Below are 23,136 nucleotides of genomic sequence, written 5' to 3'. Positions count from 1 at the left end.
CCATGAACAACTCCGTAGGAAACACCGGCCGCGTGCTCTGGGCGGGCCTGCGCGCCCTCCTCGTCCTCACCCTGGTCTGCGGCGTCCTCTACCCGCTCGCCGTCACCGGCGTCGCCCAACTGACCATGCCCGGCAAGGCGAACGGCTCCGCGATCGAGGACGCGTCCGGGAAGACCGTCGGCTCCGCGCTCATCGGCCAGACCTACCTCGACGGCGACGCCCCCGACCTGCGCTGGTTCCAGCCCCGCCCGTCCCGCGGCCTCGGCACCAACAGCGTCAACACCCGGTACTCGATCATCCTGTCCGGGGCGACGAACCGGTCGGGCGACAACGAGGACCTGATCCGGTGGGTGAAGGACGCCAAGGCCGCCGTCGTCGAGGACAACTCCACGGCCGGCCACACCGTGAAGCCGTCCGACGTACCCGCCGACGCCGTCACCTCCTCCGGCTCCGGCCTCGATCCGCACATCTCCCCGGAGTACGCGCGGCTCCAGGTCCACCGCGTCGCCGAGCGCAACGGCCTCGACGCCGCGACGGTCGGGAAGCTGGTCGCCGACCACACCGAGGGCCGGATCCTCGGCTTCATCGGCGAACCGCGCGTCAACGTCCTGGAGCTCAACATCGCCCTGCGCGAGCTGGCCGGCCGTCAGTAGGGCAGGAAGCGGGTCTCGGCCGCCGGCAGGCCCTTCGTCCACCAGTGGTCGTACCGCCCGTACACCCGTGGATCGCGGCCGGCGAGCAACGCCCCCAGGGACGCCGCCTCGGCCGCGAGCCCGTCCCAGTCGGCCGCCGAGAGCGGGCGGAAGGCCGCCGCCTCGATCCCGCCCCCGACCGGCCGCCAGGCCCCCGCCACGTACCCGTCGACCAGGAGCGTCGGCAGCACGTCGCCGTTGATCCGTATGACGTGCTTCCGGTACGCCGCCGGGACGATCCGGCTCCGGTCCGCGTACGCGAGCAGCGTGCTGTCCCACATCGCCATCAGGCGCGGCGGCGCGGGCACGGCACCGTCCGGGCGGGCCGCCCCCGGCAGGTCGTACAGGACCGCCCCGTCCGGGCCCGCCAGGACCTCCGCCGCGCCCTCCGCGACGAGCGCGTCGAGCGCCGTACGGGCCCGGCCGCGCTGCACCAGACCGAACTGGCCCAGGTCCGCCGCCGACGCCGGGCCGAACCCCGCGAGATAGCGGCGGGCCAGCGTCCTCAGTCCCGCCGCGGCGGCCTCCGGGCCGGCCGTGGGCGGCCCGGGCGGGGCGGCGACGAAACCGGGGGAGGCGAGGTACTGCCACGGTGGGCCGCTCGGCACGTGCCAGAGCGGCGCGTACTGCCGCAGCAGCCGCCCCGCCGCCGGGGTGAGCCGCCCGCCGCCCCACAACTCCTCCGCACGTGCCCGCAGTTCCTCGCCGGTACGGGCGCGCCCGGCGTACGCGAGGAGCTCCGGCAGCAGCGTGTCGGCACCCTCCGGGGTGAGCCCGGTGTCGGTGAACCGCCGGTCCCGCAGCCGGCTGCCGCGCAGCGTCGGCTCCACCGCCGCCCGGAAGGGCCGGTAGTCGTCGGCGTGCACGAGGTGCAGGGTGATCCGCATCAACGTCGAGCGGACCAGCCGGAAACCCTCGACGGCCGCGTCGAGCCCGGCCGGGTCGAAGCCCGCCGTCCTGTTCCACAGCGCCACGTACGGCGAGCCCGGCTGCTGCGCCTGGAGCGCCACCACCCGGCGTACCGCCTCCTCCACGGACACCGGCTCCCGCGCGAGCAGCAACTGGCGGGCGAGCGTGGCCCGGTTGAGGGCACGGGCGGTGAGGACGGGCTCCACGGACGCGGTCATGGCTCCGATGGTGACAGGCACCACCGACAGCCCCCCATGTCACCGCTCGCGCAGCCCCTCACCTCACCGCCACCGCCCCCGCCCCCGCCCCCGTCCCCGCCACCGTCCCCGCCCGGTGGCCCGCGTGCCCACCGGCGTCCACCCGGCGGCCCTGGAGATGCTCCTGGAGAGCGCGGCGAAAGTCCGGCGGCCGTCCGGAAATCCACCCCGCCCGATCCGCCCCGCACGAACAATGAGGAGCGCACCGCACACCCCACGCACCCCGACCCCCAGGAGCCCCGCCCATGAGCACCTCACCCGTCCTCCGGATCGGCGCCCTCGCACCGCTGAGCCGCCCCGGCTGGACGGAGGCGGGCCGGCATCTGCTGGCCGGCCTGGAACTGGCCGTGGAAGAGGTCAACGCCGCGGGAGGCGTCACCGCGGGGGAGGGGGCCAGCACCGGGGAAGGGGCCGGCACCGGGGAAGGGGCCGGCGGCAGGCCCCTGGAACTCCTGGTCAGGGACACGGCGGCCGACCCGCGCCGGGCGGAGGCGGCCGTGGACGAACTGGCCGCCCTCGGGGCGGTCGCCCTGGCGGGGGAGTACCACAGCGTCGTGGCCCGGGCCGCCGCCGCCCGCGCCGAGGCCCTCGGCCTGCCGTACCTCTGCTCCTCCGCGGTGATCGACACGCTGACCGACGCACCGGCGGAACGGGTGGCGCGCCTGGCCCCCGCGCAGTCCCACGGCTGGCGCGTCTACGCGGACTTCCTCCTCGCCGCGGGCCACACCCGCCTCGCGGTCGCGACCGAACCGAGCGCCTACTGGGCGGCGGGCACCCGCATCCTCCGCGAGCACCTGGCCCCGCGCGGCGGCACCGTCACGGAACTCGACGCACGCGCCCTGGACCCGGCGGCGCTCACCGACGCGCTGGCCGCCGACGGCGCGACGGCGCTGCTCCTCCTCACCGGCTTCCCGGACCCGGCGGTCGAGCTGGTCAGGGCCGTCCGCCGGGCCGCCCACCGCGACCCGCGCCTCACCGGTGTCCTGATCGGCGCGCCGGCCGGCCAGCCGGAGTTCGCCGAGTGGGCGGCGCTGCTGGGCGACGAGGCCGGCGGGGTCCCCTTCCTCCGCTACCTCCCCGCCCGGCCGACCCCCCTCGGCGCCCGCGTGGAGGCGGCCCTCCGCACCCGCCTCGGCGCCCAACCCTCGTTCGTGGCCTTCGAGGGCTACGACACGATCACCGTCCTCGCGGAGGCCCTCCGCACCCACGGCCCGGACCCCGCGTCCCTCGCCGCCGCCTGGCCGACGGTGACCGTGGAAGGCACCCGCGGCGAGATCCGCTTCACCCGCCCGTCCCCCTCCGCCCCCGTCTGGCAGTGGCCCGACCCCCCGGTCCAGGTGACCGACCGTGACCCCGCGAACCCCACCCGCTTCCGCCCCCTCCTGACCCGCTGAACCTTTCGAACTCCCGTCCCCATCCGCCCCGCCCGCCTCCTCCGACCGGACTCCATGGAACGGATCCAGCCGCCGAGGGAGCCCTTCCGTCCACCTCGCCGTGACCGAAATCCACCCCCGACCAGCAAAAAGACCCCTCCCGAAGGAGGGGTCCCGCTGTGCGCCCCCGGCAGGACTCGAACCTGCGGCCAAGTGCTTAGAAGGCACCTGCTCTATCCGCTGAGCTACGGGGGCCGGTGGTGGCCCTGGGCCTGGTGGCCCGGGTGGGTGGGGTGGGGCTGCCGGGACAAGGATAGGGGTCCTGGCGGCTCGGCCCGGGTGCTTCGCCTGCGTGGCACTATGTGGAGGTTCGGTGAAGCGAACCGATAATCGCAGGCAGGTGCGATTTGCGCAGCGCTTTTCGCGCCATGCGCGGCGGGTGTTGTGCACTCGTTATGCCCGGGGTTCCGGCCGGGCTCCTCTTCTTCGGCGCGCAGGGTAGCCATACGCTTCAAAAACGCTCATAAATTGGGCATTCTTCGCATGTGGTGACCTTGGACGAACGGCCTCAGCTGATCGACGCACTCTCCGCCCTGCGCGACCGAGTCGCGGCCGTGCGTCTTCCCCTTCCTCTGCCCGACGCGCCACGCGCCCGGCAGACGCGCACCGAGCTGCTCGCGCAGCTCGACGACTACCTGGTGCCGCGGCTGAAGGACCCCGACGCGCCGCTGCTCGCCGTCGTGGGCGGGTCGACGGGGGCCGGGAAGTCGACGCTGGTGAACTCGCTCGTCGGCCGGAGGGTCAGCGAGGCGGGGGTGCTGCGGCCGACGACGCGGACGCCGGTGCTCGTCTGCCACCCCGAGGACCAGCACTGGTTCGCGGGGCTGCGGGTGCTGCCGCAGCTCACCCGGGTCTGGCTGCCGCAGACCGACGAGGACCACCCGGGCGACGACGGCGACGCCGAGGACAACGCGCTGCGGGTCGAGACCGCCGCCGGACTGCCGCGGGGGCTCGCCCTCCTCGACGCCCCCGACATCGACTCCCTCGTCGTCGAGAACCGGCTGCTCGCGGCCGAGTTGATGTGCGCCGCCGACATCTGGGTGATGGTCACCACCGCCTCCCGGTACGCCGACGCCGTGCCCTGGCACCTGCTGCGTACCGCCAAGGAGTACGACGCCATGCTCGTCACCGTCCTCGACCGGGTGCCCCACCAGGTCATCGGCGAGGTCTCCCGGCAGTACGAGGCGCTGCTCGACAAGGCCGGGCTCGGGGACGTGCCCCGCTTCACCATCCCCGAGCTGCCCGAGTCGACCGGCGGCGGCAGCGGGCTGCTGCCGGAGAGCGCCGTCGCCGCGCTCCGCGGCTGGCTCGCGCACCGGGCCGAGGACCCGGCCGCGCGCCAGCAGGCCGTCTCCCGCACCGCCACCGGCGTCATCGACTCGCTCGACCAGCGGCTCCCCGAGCTGGCGGGCGCCGTCGCCGCGCAGTACGCCGCCGCCGTACGGCTCCGGGGCGCGGTCGAGAGCGCCTACCGGCACCAGGGGGCGCGGGTCAGGAAGGAACTGGGAAAGGGCGCCGTGCTCGCCGGGGACGCGCGGGCCCGGTGGCGCGCCTACCCGCGCGACAGCACCGCCGACGAACTCCTCGACGCCCTGACCGAGTCACTCGCCGCCCTCCTCCACTGCGCCGTCTCCGCCGCAGAGGAATCGATTCGGGACGCCCACCGGCGGGAACCCGCCGCGGGCGCCCTCGACGCGGTCCCCGACGGCGGCGACCGGGCCGTCGCCGAGCGGGTCGGCCTGGAGGTACGGCGCTGGCGGCGCGTCCTGGAGGAGCTGGCCGAGGAGGAGGTGCGCGGCGTGGAGAAGCCCGCCGGGCGCGGCGCCGCCCGCGCCGCCGTCCCCGACGCCGAGACCGTCGCCGCCCTGCTCGCCGCCTCCCTCCTCGGCGGCCGCCGCGCCCGGCCCGCCGGCGAGCGGCTCGCCGAACTCCTCGGCGCCCAAGCCGCCCTGCGTCTGCGCGACAAGGGCGGCGACCTCGTCCTCACCCACGTCGACCGCGTCCTGCACGCCGAGCGCGACCGGCGCCTCGCCCCGCTCGACGCCCTCGACGTCACCCCCGAGCCGCAGGCGGAGCTGATCGCCGCGCTCTCCGTACTGCAGAAGGAGAAGTGACGTGGCCGAGAAGGCGACGGAGAACGACGACCGCGTGCGGTGGGACGACGGGCTGATCGCCCGGCGGGCCGCCGCACGACTCGCCCCCGGCGACACGGCCCCCGAGGCCGACCCGGAGACGCAGGCCGACAGCGAGGACGCGCGGGGGTTCGGAGGGACGTACGGCGCCGGGCTGCGGGCGCGGCTCGACGCCCTCCACGAACTCGTCGGGCTCTCCCGCACCCGGGTCGACGGCGACGCGCTCGCCGAGGCCGGGCGGGTCCTGGACGAGGCCGCCGCCCGCCAGCGGCTCTCCTCCCGGCACACCGTCGTCGCCCTCGCCGGCGCCACCGGCAGCGGCAAGTCCACCCTCTTCAACGCCCTCGCCGGCGTCTCCGTCTCCGAGACCGGACTGCGCCGGCCCACCACCTCCGCCCCGCTCGCCCTCACCTGGTCGGAGGGGGCCGCGGGACTCCTCGACCGGCTCGGCGTGCCCGGCCGGCTGCGCCGGCGCCCCCTCGCGGGCGGCGCCGCCGACGCCGCACTCCAGCCGCTCGTCCTCATCGACCTGCCCGACCACGACTCGGCCGTCACCGCCCACCGCGACCAGGTCGACCGCGCGCTCGGCCTCGTCGACGCCGTCATCTGGGTCGTCGACCCGGAGAAGTACGCCGACGCCGCCCTCCACGAGCGATACCTGCGGCCGCTCGCCGGACACGCCGAGGTCACCTTCGTCGTCCTCAACCAGATCGACCGGCTCGCCCCCGAGGCCGCCGAACTCGTCCTCGACGATCTGCGCCGCCTCCTCGACGAGGACGGCATGGCCCTCGGCGAGCACGGCGAACCCGGCGCCACCGTGCTGCCCGTCTCCGCCCTCACCGGCGAGGGCGTGTCCGAACTCCGCGAACTCCTCGCCCGGTTCGTCCAGGAACGCACCGCCCCCGAGCGGCGCATCGCCGCCGACATCGACGCCGCCGCGGCCAGGCTGCGGCCCGCGTACGTCGCCGCCGACGCGCGGGCGGGCCTCGGGGAGCGCAGCCGCGAGGAGTTCGCCGGCCGGCTCGCCGTCGCCGTCGGCGCGCACGCGGCCGGCGAGGCGGCCGAACGGGTCTGGCGGCGCGGCGCCATCCGCGCCTGCGGCTCGCCGTGGCTCCGGCTCCACCGCTGGTACGGGCGCAAGCGCGCACACGGCTCCACCGACCCCCGGCTCGCCGCGCCCGTCGAGGACGAACTGACGGCCCGACAGCGCGTCGAACAGGCGGTACGGATCGTCGCCGACGAGGCCTCGCGGGGCCTGCCGGCGCCCTGGGCCCACGCCGTGCGGGAGGCCGCCGCGCGCGGCGCCGAAGGGCTGCCCGAGGCGCTCGACGAGCTGGCCGCCTCCCTCGGCGACCCCGCCGCCCGGCCGCCGCGCCCCGCCTGGTGGCCGGCCGCCGTCCTCGCCCAGGCCCTGATGACGCTCCTTCAACTCTTCGGGGCGCTCTGGCTGGTCGGCCAGATCGTGGGCGTCGTGGAACCCGGCCTGCTGCCGCCGGTCCTGGTGATGCTGGGCGGGATCGCCGGCGGCCCGCTCATCGAATGGGCCTGCGAGAGCGCGGTGAAGGGACCGGCCCGGAGGTACGGGCAGGAGGCCGAACGCGCCCTCGCGGAGGCGGCCGCCGCATGCGGCCGGGCCCGCGTCCTCGACCCCGTCTCCGCCGAACTGCTGCGCTACCGCGAGGTGCGCGAGCAGTACGCGAAGGTGGCCGGCCCCCGGCCCTCGCCGAGGATCGTCGGAGCGGGCGGCCGCACGAGCGGCCGGGGCGGCGGCGGCCGCGGCGGCGCCCTCCGGCTGGGTGCGACGCGGACGGGAACCCGCCTGCGGTAAGGGACCCGCCTCCGGTTAGGAGACCCGCCCGCTCCCGTCCCCCACCCCCCGCACCCCACCCCCCGCCCCCCGTCCCTCATCACCTGTCCCGCCCGCCCCGTCGATCCCCCGATCGGGTGGGCGAGTTGTCCACAGGTCGTCGGTCGTCCACAGGCGTCGGCGGGCTTTTCCTCGCCGCGTCAGCATGGTCGTCACAGAGGTTGGAACGGCGGAGGAAGAGGGACGGACATGAACGACACGACGGTGACGCTGGTGGGGAACGTGGCGACGGCGCTGGACTTCCGGGACACGCCGGCCGGGCCGGTGACCCGGTTCCGGTTCGCGGTGACCGCTCGGCGGTGGGACCGCGAGCGGGCGGTCTGGACGGACGGCGCCACCAGCTTCTACACGGTCTCGGCGTGGCGGGCGCTCGGGGCCAATCTGATGGCCTCCGTCTCGGTGGGCGAACCGCTGGTGGTGCACGGGAGGCTGAAGGTCCGTGAGGACGAGCGGGACGGGCAGCGCAAGACCTTCGTCGACGTGGACGCGCTCGCCGTCGGCCACGACCTGACGCGGGGGACCTCGGCGTTCCGGAGGACGTCGCGGGCGGAGCCGAGGGCCCCGGGGGAGGGCGACCTGACGGAGAACGAGGAGGCGCCGGAGGCGGTGCCGAGGCTCGCGCCGGCGGACGGAAGGGACCCTTGGACGGAGGCCGCGCACCAGCTGGTAACCGCTCCCTGACCTTGAGTTGTGGCTATTTGTCGACCAACTCGCCGAGGACATAACGATTCCGAGACGGAATGGTTATCTCGCTGTATGACCGGGGACCGGGAGCTTCCGCCTCCCTAGGATTCCCGAGTACTCATGCGGCACGTGAGCCCATCGAGTCACTGAGTCTGCTGGCGGGCGCTCCCCCCACGTGAATCGACCAAGTTCGCGGAGCGACTCGCCCGGAGGGGAATGCAATGTTTTCAGTCCGTGGGCGCGCTGCTGCCCGTTTGGCCGCGGCGACCCTGGTCTCGGGCCTGGTCGCCTCCAGCGCGATAGCCCTCGCGGGACCGGCGATGGCCGACGGCGGCGCCGACGCGACGCTGGGCCACCTCAAGGAGTTCGGCGACATCTGGATCGGCAAGGAGGAGGGCGACCCGATCGAGGGCGGTCTCTTCGAGCTGACCGTCGACGGCGGCGGCTCGCTGCAGGCGTACTGCATCGACCTGCTGACGCCGACCGACCCGGAGACGAAGTACAAGGAGACCGACTGGGACAAGTCGACCCTCCACGACAACCCGAACGCCGGCAAGATCCGCTGGATCCTGCAGCACTCCTACCCCGAGGTGAACGACCTCGGCGCGCTGGCCGGCAAGGCCGGCGTCGCCGCCCTGACGGGCGACGAGGCCGCCACCGCGACCCAGGCCGCGATCTGGAAGTACTCGGACAACGTCACCGCCACCCCGGTCGACCCCGAGGCCAAGGCGCTCACCGCCTACCTGGTCGCCGAGGCCGCCAAGGCGCCCGACCAGGAGGAGCCGAAGGTCTCCCTGGCCGCCGCCCCGGCGTCCATCGCGGGCAAGGCCGGCGACAAGCTCGGCCCGGTCAAGGTCACCACCACGGCCGCCGACGGCGCCGTCAAGGTCTCGCTCCCGGCCGACGCCCCGGCGAACGTCAAGGTCGTGGACAAGGACGGCAAGGCCGTCACCTCGGCGAGCAACAACACCGAGCTCTTCCTGGACGTCCCGGCCGGCACCCCCGACGGCACCACCAAGATCGGTCTGCAGGCCGAGACCGAGGTCGCCATCGGCCGTGTCTTCGCCAGCGTCGAGGGCCACGAGCAGACCCTGATCCTGGCCGGCAGCAGCAAGTCCACGATCAACACCGAGGTCACCGCCGCCTGGGCGAAGAAGGGGGCGGTCCCGGCCGTCACCGTCACCGAGAACTGCGCCAAGGGCGGCCTCGACATCACCGCCTCCAACGAGGGCGACGAGGACTGGACCTTCGACGTGAAGGGCGTCTCCTACACGATCAAGGCCGGCGAGTCCAAGACCGTCACGGTCCCGGTCGCCGAGGACGCGACGTACGACTTCACGATCACCGGCCCGAACGGCTTCTCGAAGTCCTTCCAGGGCGTCCTCGACTGCAAGACCGCCCCGAGCCCGGAGCCGTCGTCCACCGGCACCCCGTCGGCGACCCCGTCGACCGGCACGCCCACCGAGACCCCCTCGGCGAGCGCGTCCACCCCGGCGCCCACCGCCACGGACGCCTCCACCGGCACCACCGGCACCACCGGCGGTGACCTGGCCGAGACCGGCAGCTCCAACGCCACCCCGATGATCGCCGGCATCGCCGTCGCGCTCGTCCTGGTCGGCGGAGGCGCGGTGTTCTTCCTCCGCAAGAAGAAGGCCGCCGCCGGTCAGTAGTCACGGCAGCGCATGACGTCACGGGGTGATCGCACCCCGTGACCCGACGGCCCCGGACGCGCCCGCGTCCGGGGCCGTCACGCGTCCGGCGTCCCACATCCGGCGCCCGCGCGCCCGGTACTGGTTTCCGTCGGGGGGCGGCAGTGCGGCAAGATGGGTGTATCTGCCCACTCACTCTCCTGCCGGACGGTTTCTCTTGGCTGAGTACATCTACACGATGCGCAAGACGCGCAAGGCGCACGGCGACAAGGTCATCCTCGATGACGTGACGCTGAGCTTCCTGCCGGGTGCGAAGATCGGTGTGGTCGGCCCGAACGGTGCCGGTAAGTCCACCGTTCTGAAGATCATGGCCGGGCTGGAGCAGCCGTCCAACGGCGACGCCTTCCTCTCCCCGGGCTACTCGGTCGGCATCCTCATGCAGGAGCCGAAGCTCGACGAGTCCAAGACCGTCCTGGAGAACGTCGAGGACGGCGTCGCGGAGATCAAGGGCAAGCTCGACCGGTTCAACGCCATCGCCGAGGAGATGGCCACGAACTACACGGACGAGCTCATGGACGAGATGGGCAAGCTCCAGGAGGACCTGGACCACGCCGAGGCGTGGGACCTCGACACCCAGCTGGAGCAGGCCATGGACGCCCTGGGCTGCCCCCCCGGCGACTGGCCGGTCAACAACCTCTCCGGTGGCGAGAAGCGCCGCGTGGCGCTCTGCAAGCTGCTCCTGGAGGCCCCCGACCTGCTGCTCCTCGACGAGCCCACGAACCACCTCGACGCCGAGTCGGTGAACTGGCTGGAGCAGCACCTCGCCAAGTACAAGGGCACCGTCGTGGCCATCACCCACGACCGGTACTTCCTCGACAACGTGGCCGAGTGGATCCTGGAGCTCGACCGCGGCCGCGCCATCCCGTACGAGGGCAACTACTCGACCTACCTCCAGAAGAAGGCCGAGCGCCTCAAGGTCGAGGGCAAGAAGGACGAGAAGCGCGCCAAGCGCCTCAAGGAAGAGCTCGAGTGGGTGCGGTCCAACGCCAAGGGGCGTCAGGCCAAGTCCAAGGCGCGTCTCGCGCGCTACGAGGAGATGGCCGCCGAGGCCGACAAGATGCGGAAGCTGGACTTCGAGGAGATCCAGATCCCGCCGGGCCCGCGCCTGGGCTCCGTCGTCGTCGAGGTCAACAACCTCTCGAAGGCGTTCGGCGAGAAGGTCCTCATCGACGACCTCTCCTTCACCCTGCCCCGCAACGGCATCGTCGGCATCATCGGCCCGAACGGCGCCGGCAAGACCACGCTGTTCAAGATGATCCAGGGCCTGGAGACCCCCGACGCCGGCGAGATCAAGATCGGTGAGACGGTCAAGATCTCCTACGTCGACCAGGGCCGCGCCAACATCGACCCGAAGAAGACCCTGTGGGCGGTCGTCTCCGACGAGCTGGACTACATCAACGTCGGCCAGGTCGAGATGCCGTCCCGCGCCTACGTCTCCGCGTTCGGCTTCAAGGGTCCGGACCAGCAGAAGCCGGCCGGCGTGCTCTCCGGCGGTGAGCGCAACCGCCTCAACCTCGCGCTCACCCTCAAGCAGGGCGGCAACCTGCTGCTCCTCGACGAGCCCACCAACGACCTCGACGTCGAGACCCTCTCCTCCCTGGAGAACGCGCTCCTCGACTTCCCCGGCTGCGCCGTGGTCGTCTCCCACGACCGCTGGTTCCTCGACCGAGTGGCCACGCACATCCTGGCGTACGAGGGCGACTCCAAGTGGTTCTGGTTCGAGGGCAACTTCGAGTCGTACGAGAAGAACAAGGTCGAGCGGCTCGGCCCGGACGCCACCCGTCCGCACCGCGCCACCCACAAGAAGCTCACCCGGGGCTGAGGCGGTCGTGGCGAGACACATCTACCGCTGCCCCCTCCGCTGGTCGGACATGGACGCCTTCGGGCACGTCAACAACGTGGTCTTCCTCCGCTACCTGGAGGAGGCCCGGATCGACTTCATGTTCCGGCTGGCACCGGGGGACGGCAGCCCGTCCTTCTCCGGCGGGTCCGTCGTGGCCCGCCACGAGATCGACTACCTCCGCCCGCTGGTCCACCGGCACGAGCCGGTGACGGTCGAGTCGTGGGTCACGAAGATCGGCGCGGCGTCGCTGACGATCGCGTACGAGATCAAGGACCCCGAGGTCACCTACGTACGGGCCTCGACGGTCGTCGTGCCCTTCGACCTGGAGGCCCAGCGACCGCGCCGCATCTCCGAGGAGGAGCGCAGCTTCCTCCAGGAGTACGTCGACGACGGGATGACGTCCGCCGCATGACCGTCCTCGCCCCGCTGCACTTCGCCGACCCCAGGGAGGCGGCGGCCCTCGCCGCCTTCCTGGGCCGGCTGGTGCACTACGACCGCGCCGCCGCCGTCCGCCTCCAGGCCGCCGGCGGCGCGCTCGCCGTCTTCGGGCGCCCGCCGTCCTTCGAGGTCCTCGCGATCCGCACGGCCCGTCTGGAGGACGCGGTCGACCTCGACGTCACCGTCTCCGCCGGCGAGCTCCTCGACGGTGTCGAGGAGGCGTCCGGCAAGGCCGTCGTCCCCGGCGCCGTCACCGGCCCGCCGTGGGCCGGCGTCCTCCCGCCGCGCACCGGCTGGCGGCCCGTCGAGGGCCTGCCGGGCGCGGCGGAGCTGCGCGGGGCGGTCGCGGCGGCCGTCGCCGAGTTCCGCCGCCGGGACGCGGAGCTGCCCGAGGAGCGGCGCACCCGCGCCGAGCGCGACCGCGTCGGCCGGGAGATCTGGTCCCGTGTCCTCGGCGCCACCGGCCTGCCCCTGCGGGCCGTGCACGCCGCCCAGTCGCTGGGCTTCCTGCCGCCGCGGGACGTGCCGGTCGCCCTGATGGCCGCCGGGCCGTGGCTGCGCCTGCGCACCCCGTACGGCTCCGTCGCCCTCCGCACGACCCCGGCCGCGCTCACGGTCGCCCCGGCGCCGTAGCCCCCCGTGCCCTGAAGGCCGGACGCCCTCCGGTGCCCGTCGCGCACCGAGCCGTCACCATACGCGTTCGCCCGTGCCCTCCAGGGCGACCGCCGTCACCGACAGGGCCGCGGCCAGGAGCAGGAGCACCGCCGGGACGACCAGCGAGCCCCGGGCGACGTTCTCGGCGGCCGGGACCGGGTCCATGCGACGTGCCGGGTCGTAGGCGATCGTGAGCTGCTTGCCCGTGTCGCCGAGCTTCTCCTCCCAGGCGAACTCCTTCGGGTAGCCGCCCGGGCAGTCCAGCGGATGGTGGTACAGCCGCTTCGGCTGCGGCGCGCCCTCGCCGAAGGTGGGATGGTCGGTCACCCGCACCTTCCCCGCCACCACGCACTCCACCGTCGCCCCGCGCACCCGCGAGTCCCGGGCCTCGATCCACACCGCGCCCAGGCCCGCGAGCAGCAGGACCAGCGCCAGGACGCTGCCGCCCTCGCGGAAGAGCGCGTTGTGCGCCGCCGCCGCGAGCCCCGCCAGGGCCAGGCCGACCAGGACCGCGAGCGCGGTCGGCGTGCCCAGCGGCGACCGCAGCGACCAGCTTCCCCACAGGTGCAGCAGCACGCCGGCGCCCAGCGGCACGGCCACCGCGCCGGCGTACGTCAGAACGCGTCCCATCCCGACCACCCCCCCCGACTGGGACGGGCCGGAGCCGGAGCCGGTTCCTCAGCGCTCCGCGTCGTCCGGCCACACCCCGATGTGGTCCCGCTCCAGCTCCAGCGCCACCCGGTGCTCCATGCCGAGCGCCGCCGTGTAGTCCGCCGGGAGCTGGAGCCGGCCCGCGCGGTCGAGCATCGCGTACTCCCGCGCCACCAGCGACTCCTGGCCCTCCGCGTCGACCTCGGTGCGGCGCAGCACCTCGGAGGAGGTGCGGCCGTCGCGGATGGCGACCGTGCGGCGCACCTCGGTGGCGACCGCCTGGTCGTGGGTGACGATGACGATCGTCGTGCCCAGCTCCTCGTTGGCCCGGCGGAAGGAGGCGAAGACCTGCTCGCCGGTGGCCGAGTCCAGTTCGCCGGTCGGCTCGTCGGCGAGGAGGACCTTCGGGTCGTTCGCGAGGGCGACGGCGATCGCCACCCGCTGCTGCTGGCCGCCGGAGAGCTGGTGGGGCCGCCGGTCCCGGCAGTGCGCGATGTCCATCATCGCGAGCAGCTCCTCGGCCCGCCCGGCCCGCTTCCTCCTGCCTCCCGCCAACTGCATGGGCAGCGCCACGTTCTGCGCGGCCGTCAGATAGGGCAGGAGGTTGCGGGCGGTCTGCTGCCAGACGAAGCCGACGACCTCGCGGCGGTAGCGCAGCCGGTCCCTTCCGGTCATCGCGAGCAGGTCGCAGCCCGCGACCCGGGCGGCGCCGGCGGTGGGCACGTCCAAGCCCGCGAGGATGTTCATCAGGGTCGACTTGCCGGAGCCGGACGCCCCGACGAGGGCCATCAACTCGCCCTCCTTCACGAGGAGGTCGAGCCCCTGGAGCGCCTGCACCTCCACCCCGTCGGTGGTGAAGATCCGCACCAGGCGGTCGCAGGCGATCAGCGCGTCATGGCCGTACGAGGGCCGGTCGCGGTGCGCGGTGGCCCGCCGCTCCAGCTCCTCCAGGGTCGCGTTCGCGGTCGTCGTCATCGTGCGTCTCCTGCCCTGAGTTCCTTCACCGAGCCGCGCCGGCCCGTCCACCACGCCTGTACGCCCGCCGCCGCCGCGGTCAGCAGGACCACGGCCACGGCCGGCAGGACCAGCGACCACGGGTCGGCCCGCAGCCGCGTACCGCCCAGGGCCGCGCCGCCGTCCGCCATGGCCAGCGCCAGCCGGTGCAGGTCGACGCCCGGCGCGAGCAGCGGCACCGTCGCCCACCCGGCGAGGGCCCCGCCGAGCGCCGCGAAGACGGCGGGCGGCAGGGCCTCCAGGCCGAGCAGGCGCCGGCCCTGTCGGCGGGTGAGGCCCATGGTCCGCAGCCGGGCGAGCAGCGTCGCCCGCTCGGGCCCGCTCCGGGTCAGCGACAGCAGCACGGCGACCACGGCGTAGACCGCGCCCGCCCCGATCGCCGCCGCGTACAGTCCTTCGGCGCCGGACTGGAGGGGCGAGTCCACGTAGGAGCCGCGGGTCTCGCTCCGCAGCGTCACCGCCAGCTCCTTCGACGTGGCGGCGACGGCCGCCCGCAGCGCCGGGCCGTCGGGGGTGCCGGTGGCGAGCACGACGGTCGTCCGCCGGTTGGTGACGTCGGCGGCGTTGACCACCAGGAAGTTCTCGCCGCGCACCGCCGGGGTGGAGTCCCGGACCGCGACCACCTTCACGTGGAAGGCGCCGGCCGCCGCGTTCAGCAGCATGGGCCGGTCGCCGAGCCGCGCGGCGACGGCCGGGGAGGCGACCGCGGGCAGCACCCGGTCGGTGTCGCCGACGGCCTCCGGGCCGCCCTTCCCGGTGGAGGCGAGCAGCCCGGCGGGGAAGGCGCCGTTGTCGGCGCCCGCGGCGAGCCGGGCGTACGCGGCCGGGTCGACGGCGACGAGCGCCGAGCTCATCGGCTGGTCGGTGGCGATCGGGGAGGGCAGTTCGAGGCCGTACTCGACCTGGACGGGTTGCGCCTCCCGCACGCCCTTCGCGGCGCGCACCGCCTCGACGGTCCGGGGCGTCACCGGCACGCCCTCCGTGGCGCCCTCGATCCGGACGTCGGCGCCGGTGGAGAGCAGTGCCGCACGGTCGCGGGCCTCGGCGACCCCGGCGAGGACCGAGCCGCCGAAGGCGGCCGTGGTCAGCGCGAGGACGAGGGCGAGCAGCGGCAGCACGCCGGCGGAGTTGGCGCGTCCGGCACGGGCGAGGGCCAGCGGGCCGACGGCGCCGCGCATCCGGCGGGCCGGGCGGGCCAGCCAGCGCAGCGGCAGCGGCTGGAGGCGTACGAGCACGAAGGCGGCGATCACACCGACGAGCACCGGGGCGGCGCTGACCAGGTGGTCGCCGGAGTCGGCCGTGCCGCGCAGCCGCAGCGAGCCGATCGCGCCCGCCGCGAGGACGAGGACGGTCAGCTCGACGACGAGGCGGCGCCGGGACGGCCTGGCGTCCACCAGGTCCTCGCGGGCGCCGTGCAGCCGGGGCCTGCGGTGCCGCAGCACGGCCCGGAGCGGCAGCACGAGGGCCGCGACGAGGGCCACCAGGGCCGCGCCGAGGACGGACGGCAGGAGCGGCGCGGAACCGGTGAGGGCCGGGGCGCCGGGGGTGTCGGGGCCGCGGACCAGGGCGACGGCGGCCGGCAGGCCGAGCAGCGCCGCCGGGACCGTGACCGCTGCGGTCTCGCCGAGCAGCCGGAGCCCGATGCCGGGCAGGGAGGCGCCCCGGGCGCGCAGCAGGGTGAGTTCGGCGTCCCGGCGGGAGAGGAAGAGCCCGCCGGTCATGGCCACGACCACCACGGCGACGGCCCCGATGCCGAAGACGGCGACGGCGACGACGGGGGAGATGGCGTCCCTGGCCGCCGCGTACCCCGCCGAGATCTCGTCGAGCCCGGTGGCGACCAGGCCGGTGTCTCCGGTGACCTCACGGATCCTGGCCGAGGCGGGTCCGCTGCGCGCCGAGTCCACGGCGGCGGCGAGCGGTCCGGCGTCCCGCGCGGTCAGATGGCCGGCGGCGGCGGGGAAGCGCCAGAAGACCTCGACCGTGGCGGTGGTGGAGGTGAGGGCGGAGCCCGACTCGGGGGCGAGCAGGAGCCCGGCCCGCCAGTAGCGCTTCGGCTCCGGTTCGACCGTCAGCGCCAGCACCGGCGTGGAGAGCAGCGGTTCGACGACCCAGTACGGCCGCTCGGGGTCGCGGGGCTCCACGATGCCGGTCACGGTGACGGCGACCGGTTCGGCGGCGGCGCCGGGCACGTGCACGACGGAGCCGGGCTTGATCCCGAGGACCTCGGCCATCGCCGTCGTCGCCATCGCCTCGGGGCGGGCCGGGTCGCCCTTGGCCATCCGGCCCTGCCGCAGCACGGCGTGCGCGGCGAGGTCCGAGGGCGAGGCGAGGGAGAACATGACCGGTGCGTGGTCCGGCTGGGGCAGCCACGGGTCGAGGCCCGCGAGCGGCGTCATCGTCCGGATGCCGTTGACGGTCTGCTCCGGGTCGGTGCGCAGCGGCGCGGGCAGCAGGCCCCGCAGCTCCTCCTGGTCCTCGCGGAGGACGGCGGGCGCCACCCGGGCGCCCTGTTCCATCGGGTAGGTGATCTCCAGCTGGGACCGGTGGGCGGGGGCGGTCCGGATGCCGTGCCGCAGCCCGTCCGTCTCGTACGCGTCGATCACCCGCGGCAGCGCGGCGGCGAGCAGGGCCGTGACGAACACCAGCAGGGCGAGTCCGGCGGCGGCGCCGGGCGCGGCCCGCAGCCGGGTCCGCACCCAGGGGGCGACGGCCGGGGCGTGGGCCTTCTCGGAGCCGCCCGCCGCCGGTGCGGGCCGGTGGCCGGGGGACTCGCCTGCGGGCTGCATCGGGCGGGGCTCCTCGCGCGGGACGTCGGACATCAGTTGTCTCCCTGGTGGCGCAGGGTCACCGCCGGTTCGGTACGGCGCAGGGCGATGGCCGCGACGACCGCGAGCGGCAGGGCGGCGACCCCGGCGAGGAGCAGGGCCACCTCGCCGAGGGGCAGTTCGACCAGGACCGGCGGAACAGGCCGGGTGGCCCGGCCGGTGAGCACCACGAGCGGCACGACCACCCGGGCCAGCAGGGCGCCGAGGGCGACGCCCACCAGGAGGCCCACCGCGATCAGGACGCCCTGTTCGGCGGCGAGGAGCCGGGCGAGCCGGCGGCGCGGCGCGCCGAGGGCCCGCAGGACCGCGAACTCGGCGGCCCGCTCCCGTACGGAACCGGCCGAGCCGACCGCGAACCCGACCGCGGCGAGGGCCGCGGCGGCGGCAGCCACCGCCATGAGGGCGGTGTGGGGGCCCGCGCCGAGCGGGTCGCCGAGCAGGTCCTCGGCGATCGCGTCGCGGACGACGATTTCGCCGGGCTCGTCGTCGGCCCCGTCGCGCAGCGCCGTCACGACGGTGTCGGCACGGCCTGGTTCGGGCGTCAGCCACCACTCGGTGGGCGCCACCGGGGCGTTGGCGTCGGCGGTCGACAGGTACCGGTTGACGGCGGTCAGGTCGAGGAGCACGCCGCCGCCGTCCTGGGGCACGTGCACCGCGGCCTCGGCGTCGGTGGTCCGGCCCGAGGTCCCGGTGGTCGGCAGGTCCTCGACGACCCGGGTGACGGTCACGCCGACCTGGCGGCCGCCCAGCGAGAGCTGGAGGGTGTCGCCCGGTTTCGCCCGGGCCGCCTCCATGAACGCGGTGGTCGCGATCGCCGGCAGCCGCCCGGGCCGCTTCGGCACGGGCGCGGTCAGCCGCACCGCGTACTCCTCCGCCAGCGCGGAGCGGGTCCCGGTGAAGTCGCCGTGGAGGGTGTACGGGACGGAGTACGGGCGCTGCCCGCCGTTCGCCGAGGGGGAGCCGGCCGAGCCGTTCAGCCGTGCGTCCTCCCGGTTGCCGTCGAGGGACTGCTCGGAGGCGGCGGACCAGCCGGAGAGGGTGCCCGCCGGGTCCGCGGTGCGGAGGACCTCGTCGTCCGCGGTGGTGCCGAGCAGGTCGACGCGGAGGGCCTGGGAGCGTTCGGTGCCCTCGGAGAAGCGGGCGGTGAGCTCGATGCCGGTGAGGACGAGACCGGCGTCGGCGCGGACGCCGTCCGAGGACAGCGGGCCGAGGCCGAGGGTGAAGCGGTGGGCGCGGCCGTCGGCGGGCAGCTGCCCCACCGGCTGCCGGGTCGGGATCCCGTTCGCGTCCTCCAGGGTGAGCGTGACCCGGGCCGCGGTGCTGCCGCGCGGCGCCGTAGCGCGCAGGTCGACGACGAGCGAGCGGCTGCCCTCCGGCACCGCGAACCCGGGACGGGTGTCGTCCCGGGGGGTGAGCGGGGCGAGCAGCCGGGCCGGCGTGCCGCCCGCCAGGTCCTCGCGCATGAGGAGGCTGCCGGAGAGCCGCTCGGTGGCGGCGGCGAGCACGGTCGCCTGGTGGCCGGCGACGTCCACCCCGGTCCGGAACACCGGGGTGACCTCGCGCACCCCGGGGACACGGGCGAGCCGCGCGGCCCTGGCGGGGTCGCCGGGGCCGGCGCCGAGGACCCGCACCGCCGCGCCGGCCCGGAAGTCGGCCTGGTCGTGCTGCGACCGCTCCCACGAGCGGCTCTGACCGATCGCCAGCATGCCCATCGCCACGGCGAGGACGAGCAGCAGCACCGGGCCCGCGCCGCGCAGCGGCCGGCGGCTGAACTGCCAGCCGGCCAGTGCGGCCGACAGGCCCCGGCCGCCGGCCGCGCGCCGTTCGGCGAGCCGGGCGGCGGGCGGCAGCAGACGCAGCGTCAGGACCGTGCCGGCGAGCAGCGCGAGCGCGGGCGCGGCGATGAGCACCGGGTCGATCCCGGAGCCGTCGGCGGCGGCCTCCGGGGTCCGCCGCAGCTGCCAGAGCGCGATGCCCGCGATGACGAGCAGCCCGAGGTCCGCGCCCGCCCGCACCGGCCACGGGAGCGTTCCGGCGCGGGCCCTGCGCAGGCTGACGGCGTCGCCGTCGCGGGTGGCGAGCGCGGGGGCGACGACGGCCGCCGCGCAGGCCAGCGCCACCCCGGCGGCGACCAGCCGGACCGTGGCGCCGGGTGAGGAGTCGAGGCGCACCCCGAGCTCGGACAGCCCGGACCGTTCGGCGAAGAGCCGGGTCAGCGGACCGGTGAGCAGCGGTGCGAGGAGCGCGGCGGGCAGGGCCAGGAGCAGCGCCTCGGCGGCGGCGAGCCCGGCGATCCGGCGCCGGGAGCCACCGCGGGCCCGCAGCAGCGCGGTCTCGCCGGAGCGTTCGGTGCTGAGCAGCCGGGCGACGAGCAGCAGCGCGTAGGCGGCGAGCAGCACCAGCTGCACGGCGACGATGAGGAGGGTGGAACGGGAGACGGCGAGGGCGCGCTCGGTCTGCGCGAGGACGGTGGGCAGGCCGGTGACGACGTTGATCGTCGTCCCGAAGGCCGTGGTGTCGGCGAGCAACCGGGCCGGCTCCCGGGTCGCCGCCTCGCGCAGCGGCGCGACGCCGTCGGTGTCGAGGCGGGAGAAGTCGGCGGCGGCGAGCCAGGAGGTCTCGCCGGGGGCGAGGGAGCCGGAGGAGAGGACGGCCGGGTCGGCGAGCAGCGGTCCGTAGGTGGTGAAGGAGACGGTCCGCACGCCGCGGCCGCCGACCTGGTCGAGCCGCCAGTACGGGTCGGCCGGGTCCGCCGCCCGGTAGACGCCCGTGATCCGGACCCGCACCGTCTTCTCGGTGAGCTGGTCGGTGACGTGGAGGACGGCGCCGGGGTCGATTCCCAGCCGCTTCGCCGCCTCCTCGGGCAGCGCCGTCTCGACGACGCCGCCGGGGCGGGCGGCCGACGGCCAGGCGCCGCGGACGAGGGCGAGCCGCGCGCGGTCGAGCGCCGCGAAGTAGGTCAGGTCCGGGTCGCCAGCGCGGGCCGCGGGCGGCTGGAGCGAGCGGGGCAGCGCGTACGACCCCGAGGACTCCAGGCGCCGCACGGTGACGGGCAGTCCGTCGAAGGCGCGCCGGGCGCTGTCGGTCACGGCCGCGTCGGCGGCGGCCCGCCGCTCGGCCGGGACCTGCCCGGAGACGAGCAGGGTCGCGGCGGCGGCCGAGCGGTCGCGCAGGCCGGCCTGGAGGGCGGCGTCGCCGAGGGAGGAGGAGAAGCCGGCGAGGGTGGCGAGCACGGTCGTCGTCAGGACGACGGCCAGCAAGGCCGCGCCGAGCAGCAGCCGGTGAGCCCTGACGCGCAGAAGTACGAACCCCGTCACCCATCCCCCTGGCCGCTCGCGCATCTTCGAAGCGTTCCGGGAATGCTTTCATCGGCCACGGGTCGGTGGAAACCGCTTGCGCACAGACCTTGATGCGATCGTGACCGTTAATCGGTCATTCATCCCCGGAATGTGTTCATCCGGTGGCGCGGAGTGGTCTGTACCGGTGCGGGGGTGGGGCGGGGGTGAGGCGGGGTCGTCTCAGCCTTCGGTGTTCACCATCGAGGCCGCCGCGTACGTCATGTACCGCCACAACTGCGCGTCGTGCTCCGGCGACAGCTCCAGGCTGTCGATCGCGGCGCGCATGTGCCGCAGCCAGGCGTCGTGCGCGGCCCGGTCGACGGCGAAGGGGGCGTGCCGCATCCGCAGCCGGGGGTGGCCGCGGCGCTCGCTGTAGGTGCCGGGACCGCCCCAGTACTGCATCAGGAAGAGGGCGAAGCGCTCCTCGGCCGGGCCGAGGTCCTCCTCGGGGTACATCGGGCGGAGCAGCGGGTCCCCGGCGACGCCCTCGTAGAAGCGCCGGACGAGGCGGCGAAACGTCTCCTCGCCGCCGACCTGCTCGTAGAAGCTCTGCTCGTTCACCGTTCCATCGTCTCAGACGCACCGGCGGAGGACCGGAGGCGTAGGACCTGTCCGGTCCCGCCCCCGGCCCTCCGGTGCTCAGCCGCGCCGGACGGTGATCGTCGTCCAGGCGCCGACGTGCACCCGGTCGCCGTCCTGGAGCTGGACCGGGACGTACGGCTGGATCGGCTCGTCACCGCCGTTGACCGTGGTGCCGTTCGTGGAGTTCTGGTCCACCACCGCCCACGAGCCGTCCGGCTGCTGCACCAGCACGGCGTGCTGGTGCGAGACGCCCGGGTCCTCCGGCGGCACGGACAGGTCGATGTCCGGCGCCTCGCCCGTGGAGTGCCGGCGCCGGCCGATGGACACCTGGTTGCCCTGCAGCGGCAGTTGCTTCGGCGGCGCGTACGCGGGCAGGTTGAGCCCCGACGCCTCCGGGCCGCTGCGGCGCATCATCGCCATGAAGTAGTCGCGGTCCGGGCCGACGTACGCCGTCCACCCCTGCGACCGAGGAGGCTGCGGGGGCTGCGCCTGCGACGGCGGGGACAGCACCCAGTCGTCATCGGCGGCGGCGGCCGCGCGCGGCGGTGCCTGGTGGTGCGTCGGCTCGGCACCGAGCGGCTCGGCCGGCCGGTTCACCTGCGAGGGCCGCGAGTCGTGGTACCCGAACGGATCCTGCGACGCGCCCGGCCCGGGCGCCGGCGGCTGGGAGGCCGGGAACCCGGGCGGCGGCGCCGAAGGACGCTGCGCCTGCGGGGGCGCGATCGGGGTGTACGAGGTCGCGGTACCGGTCAGGAAGTTCCACCGGCACTCCTCGCAGAACGGCGCCATGTGCTCGCGAGGCGTCCGGCACTGCGGGCACAGCTCCGCCTGCGCGGTCGCATGCGGATCCGCCCCGAACCCCCGGGGCCCACCCGAACCTCCGAACCCACTCGCCCCACCGGGCCCGTTGGGGCCGCCCGGGCCGCCCGGGCCGTTGGGCCCGCCCGGGCCGCCGGGGCCGCCGGGGCCGTTCGGTCCCCCGGGGCCGCCGGGGTACGAGGGGCCGCCGCCGGGACCGCCGGGACCGCCGGGACCGCCCGGAGCGCCGGGGCCACCGGGAGCTCCGGGGAACCCGGGAGCACCCGGACCGCCGGGGAGGCCGGGACCGTCCGGGGCACCGGGACCACCAGGGGCGCCGGGGCCACCGGGGAAGCGCGGGCCACCGGGAGCGCCGGGCCCGCCGGGGAAGCCGGGCCCTGCGGGAGCGCCGGGGCCGCCCGAGCCGTTGGGGGCGCCGGGAGCACCGGGTCCGCCCGGAGCGCCGGGACCGGCCGATGTACCCGGACCGCCCGGACCGCCGGAGAAGCCGGGGCCGCCCGGAGCGCCGGGCGCACCGGGGCCACCGGAGAAGCCGGGGCCGTCGGAGCCGCCGGGGAAGCCTGAGCCGCCAGGTCCGCCGGGACCACGCTGCGGACCGTGGCCGTCCGAGCCGCCCGGTCCGCCCTGCGGGCCGGGGCCGCCAGGGAAGCCGGGACCGCCGGGCGCCCCGGGGGCACCCGGGAAGCCGGGAGCGTTCGAGCCGCCGCCGGGACCGTTGGGGTGGCCGGGTCCGCCCGGGCCGCCGGGGCCACCCGGGAATCCGGGGCCGCCAGGGGCGCTGGGGAAGCCCGAGCCTTCCGGCCCGCCGGGGCGACCGGCGTCACCCGGGCCACCGGGGAAGCCGGGTCCGCCGGGCGCACTCGGTCCGCCCGGCCTGCCGGGACCGTCGGAGAAGCCGGACCCACCCGGGAAGCCCGGGCCGCCAGGTCCTTCGGACCCACCCGGCCCGCCGGGTCGACCGGCCCCGCCGGGGCCGTGGGGGAAACCGGGTGCACCGGGACCGCCGGAGGCACCGGGGCCGCCCGGGGCGCCGGGGAAGCCTGAGCCTTCCGGGCCGCCGGGGCGACCGGAGTCACCCGGGCCACCGGGGAAGCCGGGTCCGCCGGGTGCACTCGGTCCGCCCGGCCTGCCGGGACCGTCGGAGAAGCCGGACCCACCGGGACCGCCCGGAGCACCGGGGAAGCCGGGCCGACCGGGACCACCCGGGCCGTCGGAGAAGCCGGGGCCGCCGGGTCGGCCCGATCCACCCGCGTTGTCAGGGAAACCAGGACCACCGGGCCGACCGGCTC

At 75.6% G+C, this 23,136-nt stretch carries 16 protein-coding genes and 1 tRNA gene; 9 read left to right on the top strand and 8 right to left on the bottom strand.

What is annotated here, in order from left to right; translation table 11 throughout:
- The first annotated feature begins 2 nt into the window (after nt 1-2).
- The gene (locus tag ACFZCF_RS04245; protein WP_391284496.1) at nt 3-653 is read left to right on the top strand and encodes a potassium-transporting ATPase subunit C; all 651 of its coding nucleotides are present in this window, start codon (nt 3-5) and stop codon (nt 651-653) included.
- On the opposite strand, the gene ACFZCF_RS04240 is transcribed toward ACFZCF_RS04245, so the two are convergent.
- On the bottom strand, nt 647-1,819 hold the full coding sequence (locus ACFZCF_RS04240; RefSeq protein ID WP_391284494.1) for a DNA glycosylase AlkZ-like family protein: 1,173 nt from the start codon (nt 1,817-1,819) through the stop codon (nt 647-649). The two genes, ACFZCF_RS04245 and ACFZCF_RS04240, sit on opposite strands and share 7 nt — an antisense overlap.
- 284 nt (nt 1,820-2,103) lie before the next feature.
- Between ACFZCF_RS04240 and ACFZCF_RS04235 the strand changes: the two genes are divergently transcribed.
- Nucleotides 2,104-3,252: an ABC transporter substrate-binding protein gene (locus ACFZCF_RS04235; protein ID WP_391284492.1), complete on the top strand. Its 1,149-nt coding sequence runs from the start codon at nt 2,104-2,106 to the stop codon at nt 3,250-3,252.
- Nucleotides 3,253-3,413: 161 nt separating this feature from the next.
- On the opposite strand, the gene ACFZCF_RS04230 is transcribed toward ACFZCF_RS04235, so the two are convergent.
- Nucleotides 3,414-3,486: transfer RNA gene (locus ACFZCF_RS04230), tRNA-Arg, on the bottom strand.
- A 299-nt stretch (nt 3,487-3,785) separates the two neighbouring features.
- On the opposite strand from ACFZCF_RS04230, the gene ACFZCF_RS04225 reads away from it, so the two are divergent.
- The 7 genes from ACFZCF_RS04225 to ACFZCF_RS04195 all read left to right on the top strand — a co-directional run bounded on the left by ACFZCF_RS04225 (nt 3,786) and on the right by ACFZCF_RS04195 (nt 12,597).
- Nucleotides 3,786-5,405: a dynamin family protein gene (locus tag ACFZCF_RS04225; protein ID WP_391284490.1), complete on the top strand. Its 1,620-nt coding sequence runs from the start codon at nt 3,786-3,788 to the stop codon at nt 5,403-5,405.
- Nucleotide 5,406: 1 nt separating this feature from the next.
- Nucleotides 5,407-7,251: a GTPase gene (locus tag ACFZCF_RS04220; RefSeq protein WP_391284488.1), complete on the top strand. Its 1,845-nt coding sequence runs from the start codon at nt 5,407-5,409 to the stop codon at nt 7,249-7,251.
- A gap of 228 nt (nt 7,252-7,479) precedes the next feature.
- Nucleotides 7,480-7,971, top strand: coding sequence for a single-stranded DNA-binding protein (locus ACFZCF_RS04215; protein WP_391284486.1), 492 nt, complete (start codon nt 7,480-7,482; stop codon nt 7,969-7,971).
- Nucleotides 7,972-8,228: 257 nt separating this feature from the next.
- Nucleotides 8,229-9,644 (top strand): Cys-Gln thioester bond-forming surface protein, encoded by a 1,416-nt coding sequence (locus ACFZCF_RS04210; protein WP_391284484.1) that lies wholly within the window; start codon nt 8,229-8,231, stop codon nt 9,642-9,644.
- A 196-nt stretch (nt 9,645-9,840) separates the two neighbouring features.
- Complete coding sequence (gene ettA, locus ACFZCF_RS04205; protein ID WP_150228240.1) at nt 9,841-11,505, top strand: energy-dependent translational throttle protein EttA; 1,665 nt, start codon at nt 9,841-9,843, stop codon at nt 11,503-11,505.
- Between the two features lie 7 nt (nt 11,506-11,512).
- A complete protein-coding gene (locus ACFZCF_RS04200) occupies nt 11,513-11,938 on the top strand; it encodes an acyl-CoA thioesterase (RefSeq protein WP_388441078.1) in 426 nt (141 codons plus the stop codon).
- Nucleotides 11,935-12,597, top strand: a complete 663-nt coding sequence (locus tag ACFZCF_RS04195; RefSeq protein WP_388441075.1) for a hypothetical protein — start codon at nt 11,935-11,937, stop codon at nt 12,595-12,597. Before ACFZCF_RS04200 ends, ACFZCF_RS04195 begins: the two co-directional genes overlap by 4 nt.
- Before the next feature lie 54 nt (nt 12,598-12,651).
- Here the strand turns inward: ACFZCF_RS04195 and ACFZCF_RS04190 are convergent, their stop codons facing one another.
- From ACFZCF_RS04190 to ACFZCF_RS04165, 6 genes are all read right to left on the bottom strand, one after another.
- Complete coding sequence (locus tag ACFZCF_RS04190; RefSeq protein ID WP_391284482.1) at nt 12,652-13,248, bottom strand: hypothetical protein; 597 nt, start codon at nt 13,246-13,248, stop codon at nt 12,652-12,654.
- Between the two features lie 48 nt (nt 13,249-13,296).
- Nucleotides 13,297-14,244, bottom strand: coding sequence for an ATP-binding cassette domain-containing protein (locus ACFZCF_RS04185; protein WP_391284479.1), 948 nt, complete (start codon nt 14,242-14,244; stop codon nt 13,297-13,299).
- Entirely contained in the window at nt 14,241-17,102 is a 2,862-nt protein-coding gene (locus ACFZCF_RS04180; protein ID WP_391284477.1) for an FtsX-like permease family protein, read from the bottom strand. The genes ACFZCF_RS04185 and ACFZCF_RS04180 overlap by 4 nt, the downstream gene beginning before the upstream one ends.
- Nucleotides 17,102-20,425, bottom strand: coding sequence for an FtsX-like permease family protein (locus tag ACFZCF_RS04175; protein WP_391284475.1), 3,324 nt, complete (start codon nt 20,423-20,425; stop codon nt 17,102-17,104). The genes ACFZCF_RS04180 and ACFZCF_RS04175 overlap by 1 nt, the downstream gene beginning before the upstream one ends.
- A gap of 201 nt (nt 20,426-20,626) precedes the next feature.
- Entirely contained in the window at nt 20,627-21,007 is a 381-nt protein-coding gene (locus ACFZCF_RS04170; protein WP_388441059.1) for a globin, read from the bottom strand.
- 78 nt (nt 21,008-21,085) lie between these two features.
- Nucleotides 21,086-21,817 carry an FHA domain-containing protein gene (locus ACFZCF_RS04165; protein ID WP_388441056.1) on the bottom strand — a complete coding sequence of 244 codons (732 nt, stop codon included), beginning with the start codon at nt 21,815-21,817 and terminating at the stop codon, nt 21,086-21,088.
- Between the last annotated feature and the right edge of the window lie 1,319 nt (nt 21,818-23,136).

This window comes from Streptomyces sp. NPDC007945, from assembly GCF_042958885.1.
Lineage (GTDB): Bacteria > Actinomycetota > Actinomycetes > Streptomycetales > Streptomycetaceae > Streptomyces.
The sequence above is the reverse complement of the archived record's forward strand: the minus strand, read 5'-3'. Positions and strand labels throughout refer to the sequence as shown.

What these genes read in the sequence shown, in the direction of transcription:
- ACFZCF_RS04235 (WP_391284492.1), top strand. Translation starts at nt 2,104, where the DNA reads ATGAGCACCTCACCCGTCCTCCGGATCGGCGCCCTCGCACCGCTGAGC.
- ACFZCF_RS04185 (WP_391284479.1), bottom strand. Translation starts at nt 14,244, where the DNA reads ATGACGACGACCGCGAACGCGACCCTGGAGGAGCTGGAGCGGCGGGCC.
- ACFZCF_RS04245 (WP_391284496.1), top strand. Translation starts at nt 3, where the DNA reads ATGAACAACTCCGTAGGAAACACCGGCCGCGTGCTCTGGGCGGGCCTG.
- ACFZCF_RS04190 (WP_391284482.1), bottom strand. Translation starts at nt 13,248, where the DNA reads ATGGGACGCGTTCTGACGTACGCCGGCGCGGTGGCCGTGCCGCTGGGC.
- ACFZCF_RS04240 (WP_391284494.1), bottom strand. Translation starts at nt 1,819, where the DNA reads ATGACCGCGTCCGTGGAGCCCGTCCTCACCGCCCGTGCCCTCAACCGG.
- ACFZCF_RS04180 (WP_391284477.1), bottom strand. Translation starts at nt 17,102, where the DNA reads ATGTCCGACGTCCCGCGCGAGGAGCCCCGCCCGATGCAGCCCGCAGGC.
- ACFZCF_RS04165 (WP_388441056.1), bottom strand. Translation starts at nt 21,817, where the DNA reads ATGGCGCCGTTCTGCGAGGAGTGCCGGTGGAACTTCCTGACCGGTACC.
- ACFZCF_RS04195 (WP_388441075.1), top strand. Translation starts at nt 11,935, where the DNA reads ATGACCGTCCTCGCCCCGCTGCACTTCGCCGACCCCAGGGAGGCGGCG.
- ACFZCF_RS04215 (WP_391284486.1), top strand. Translation starts at nt 7,480, where the DNA reads ATGAACGACACGACGGTGACGCTGGTGGGGAACGTGGCGACGGCGCTG.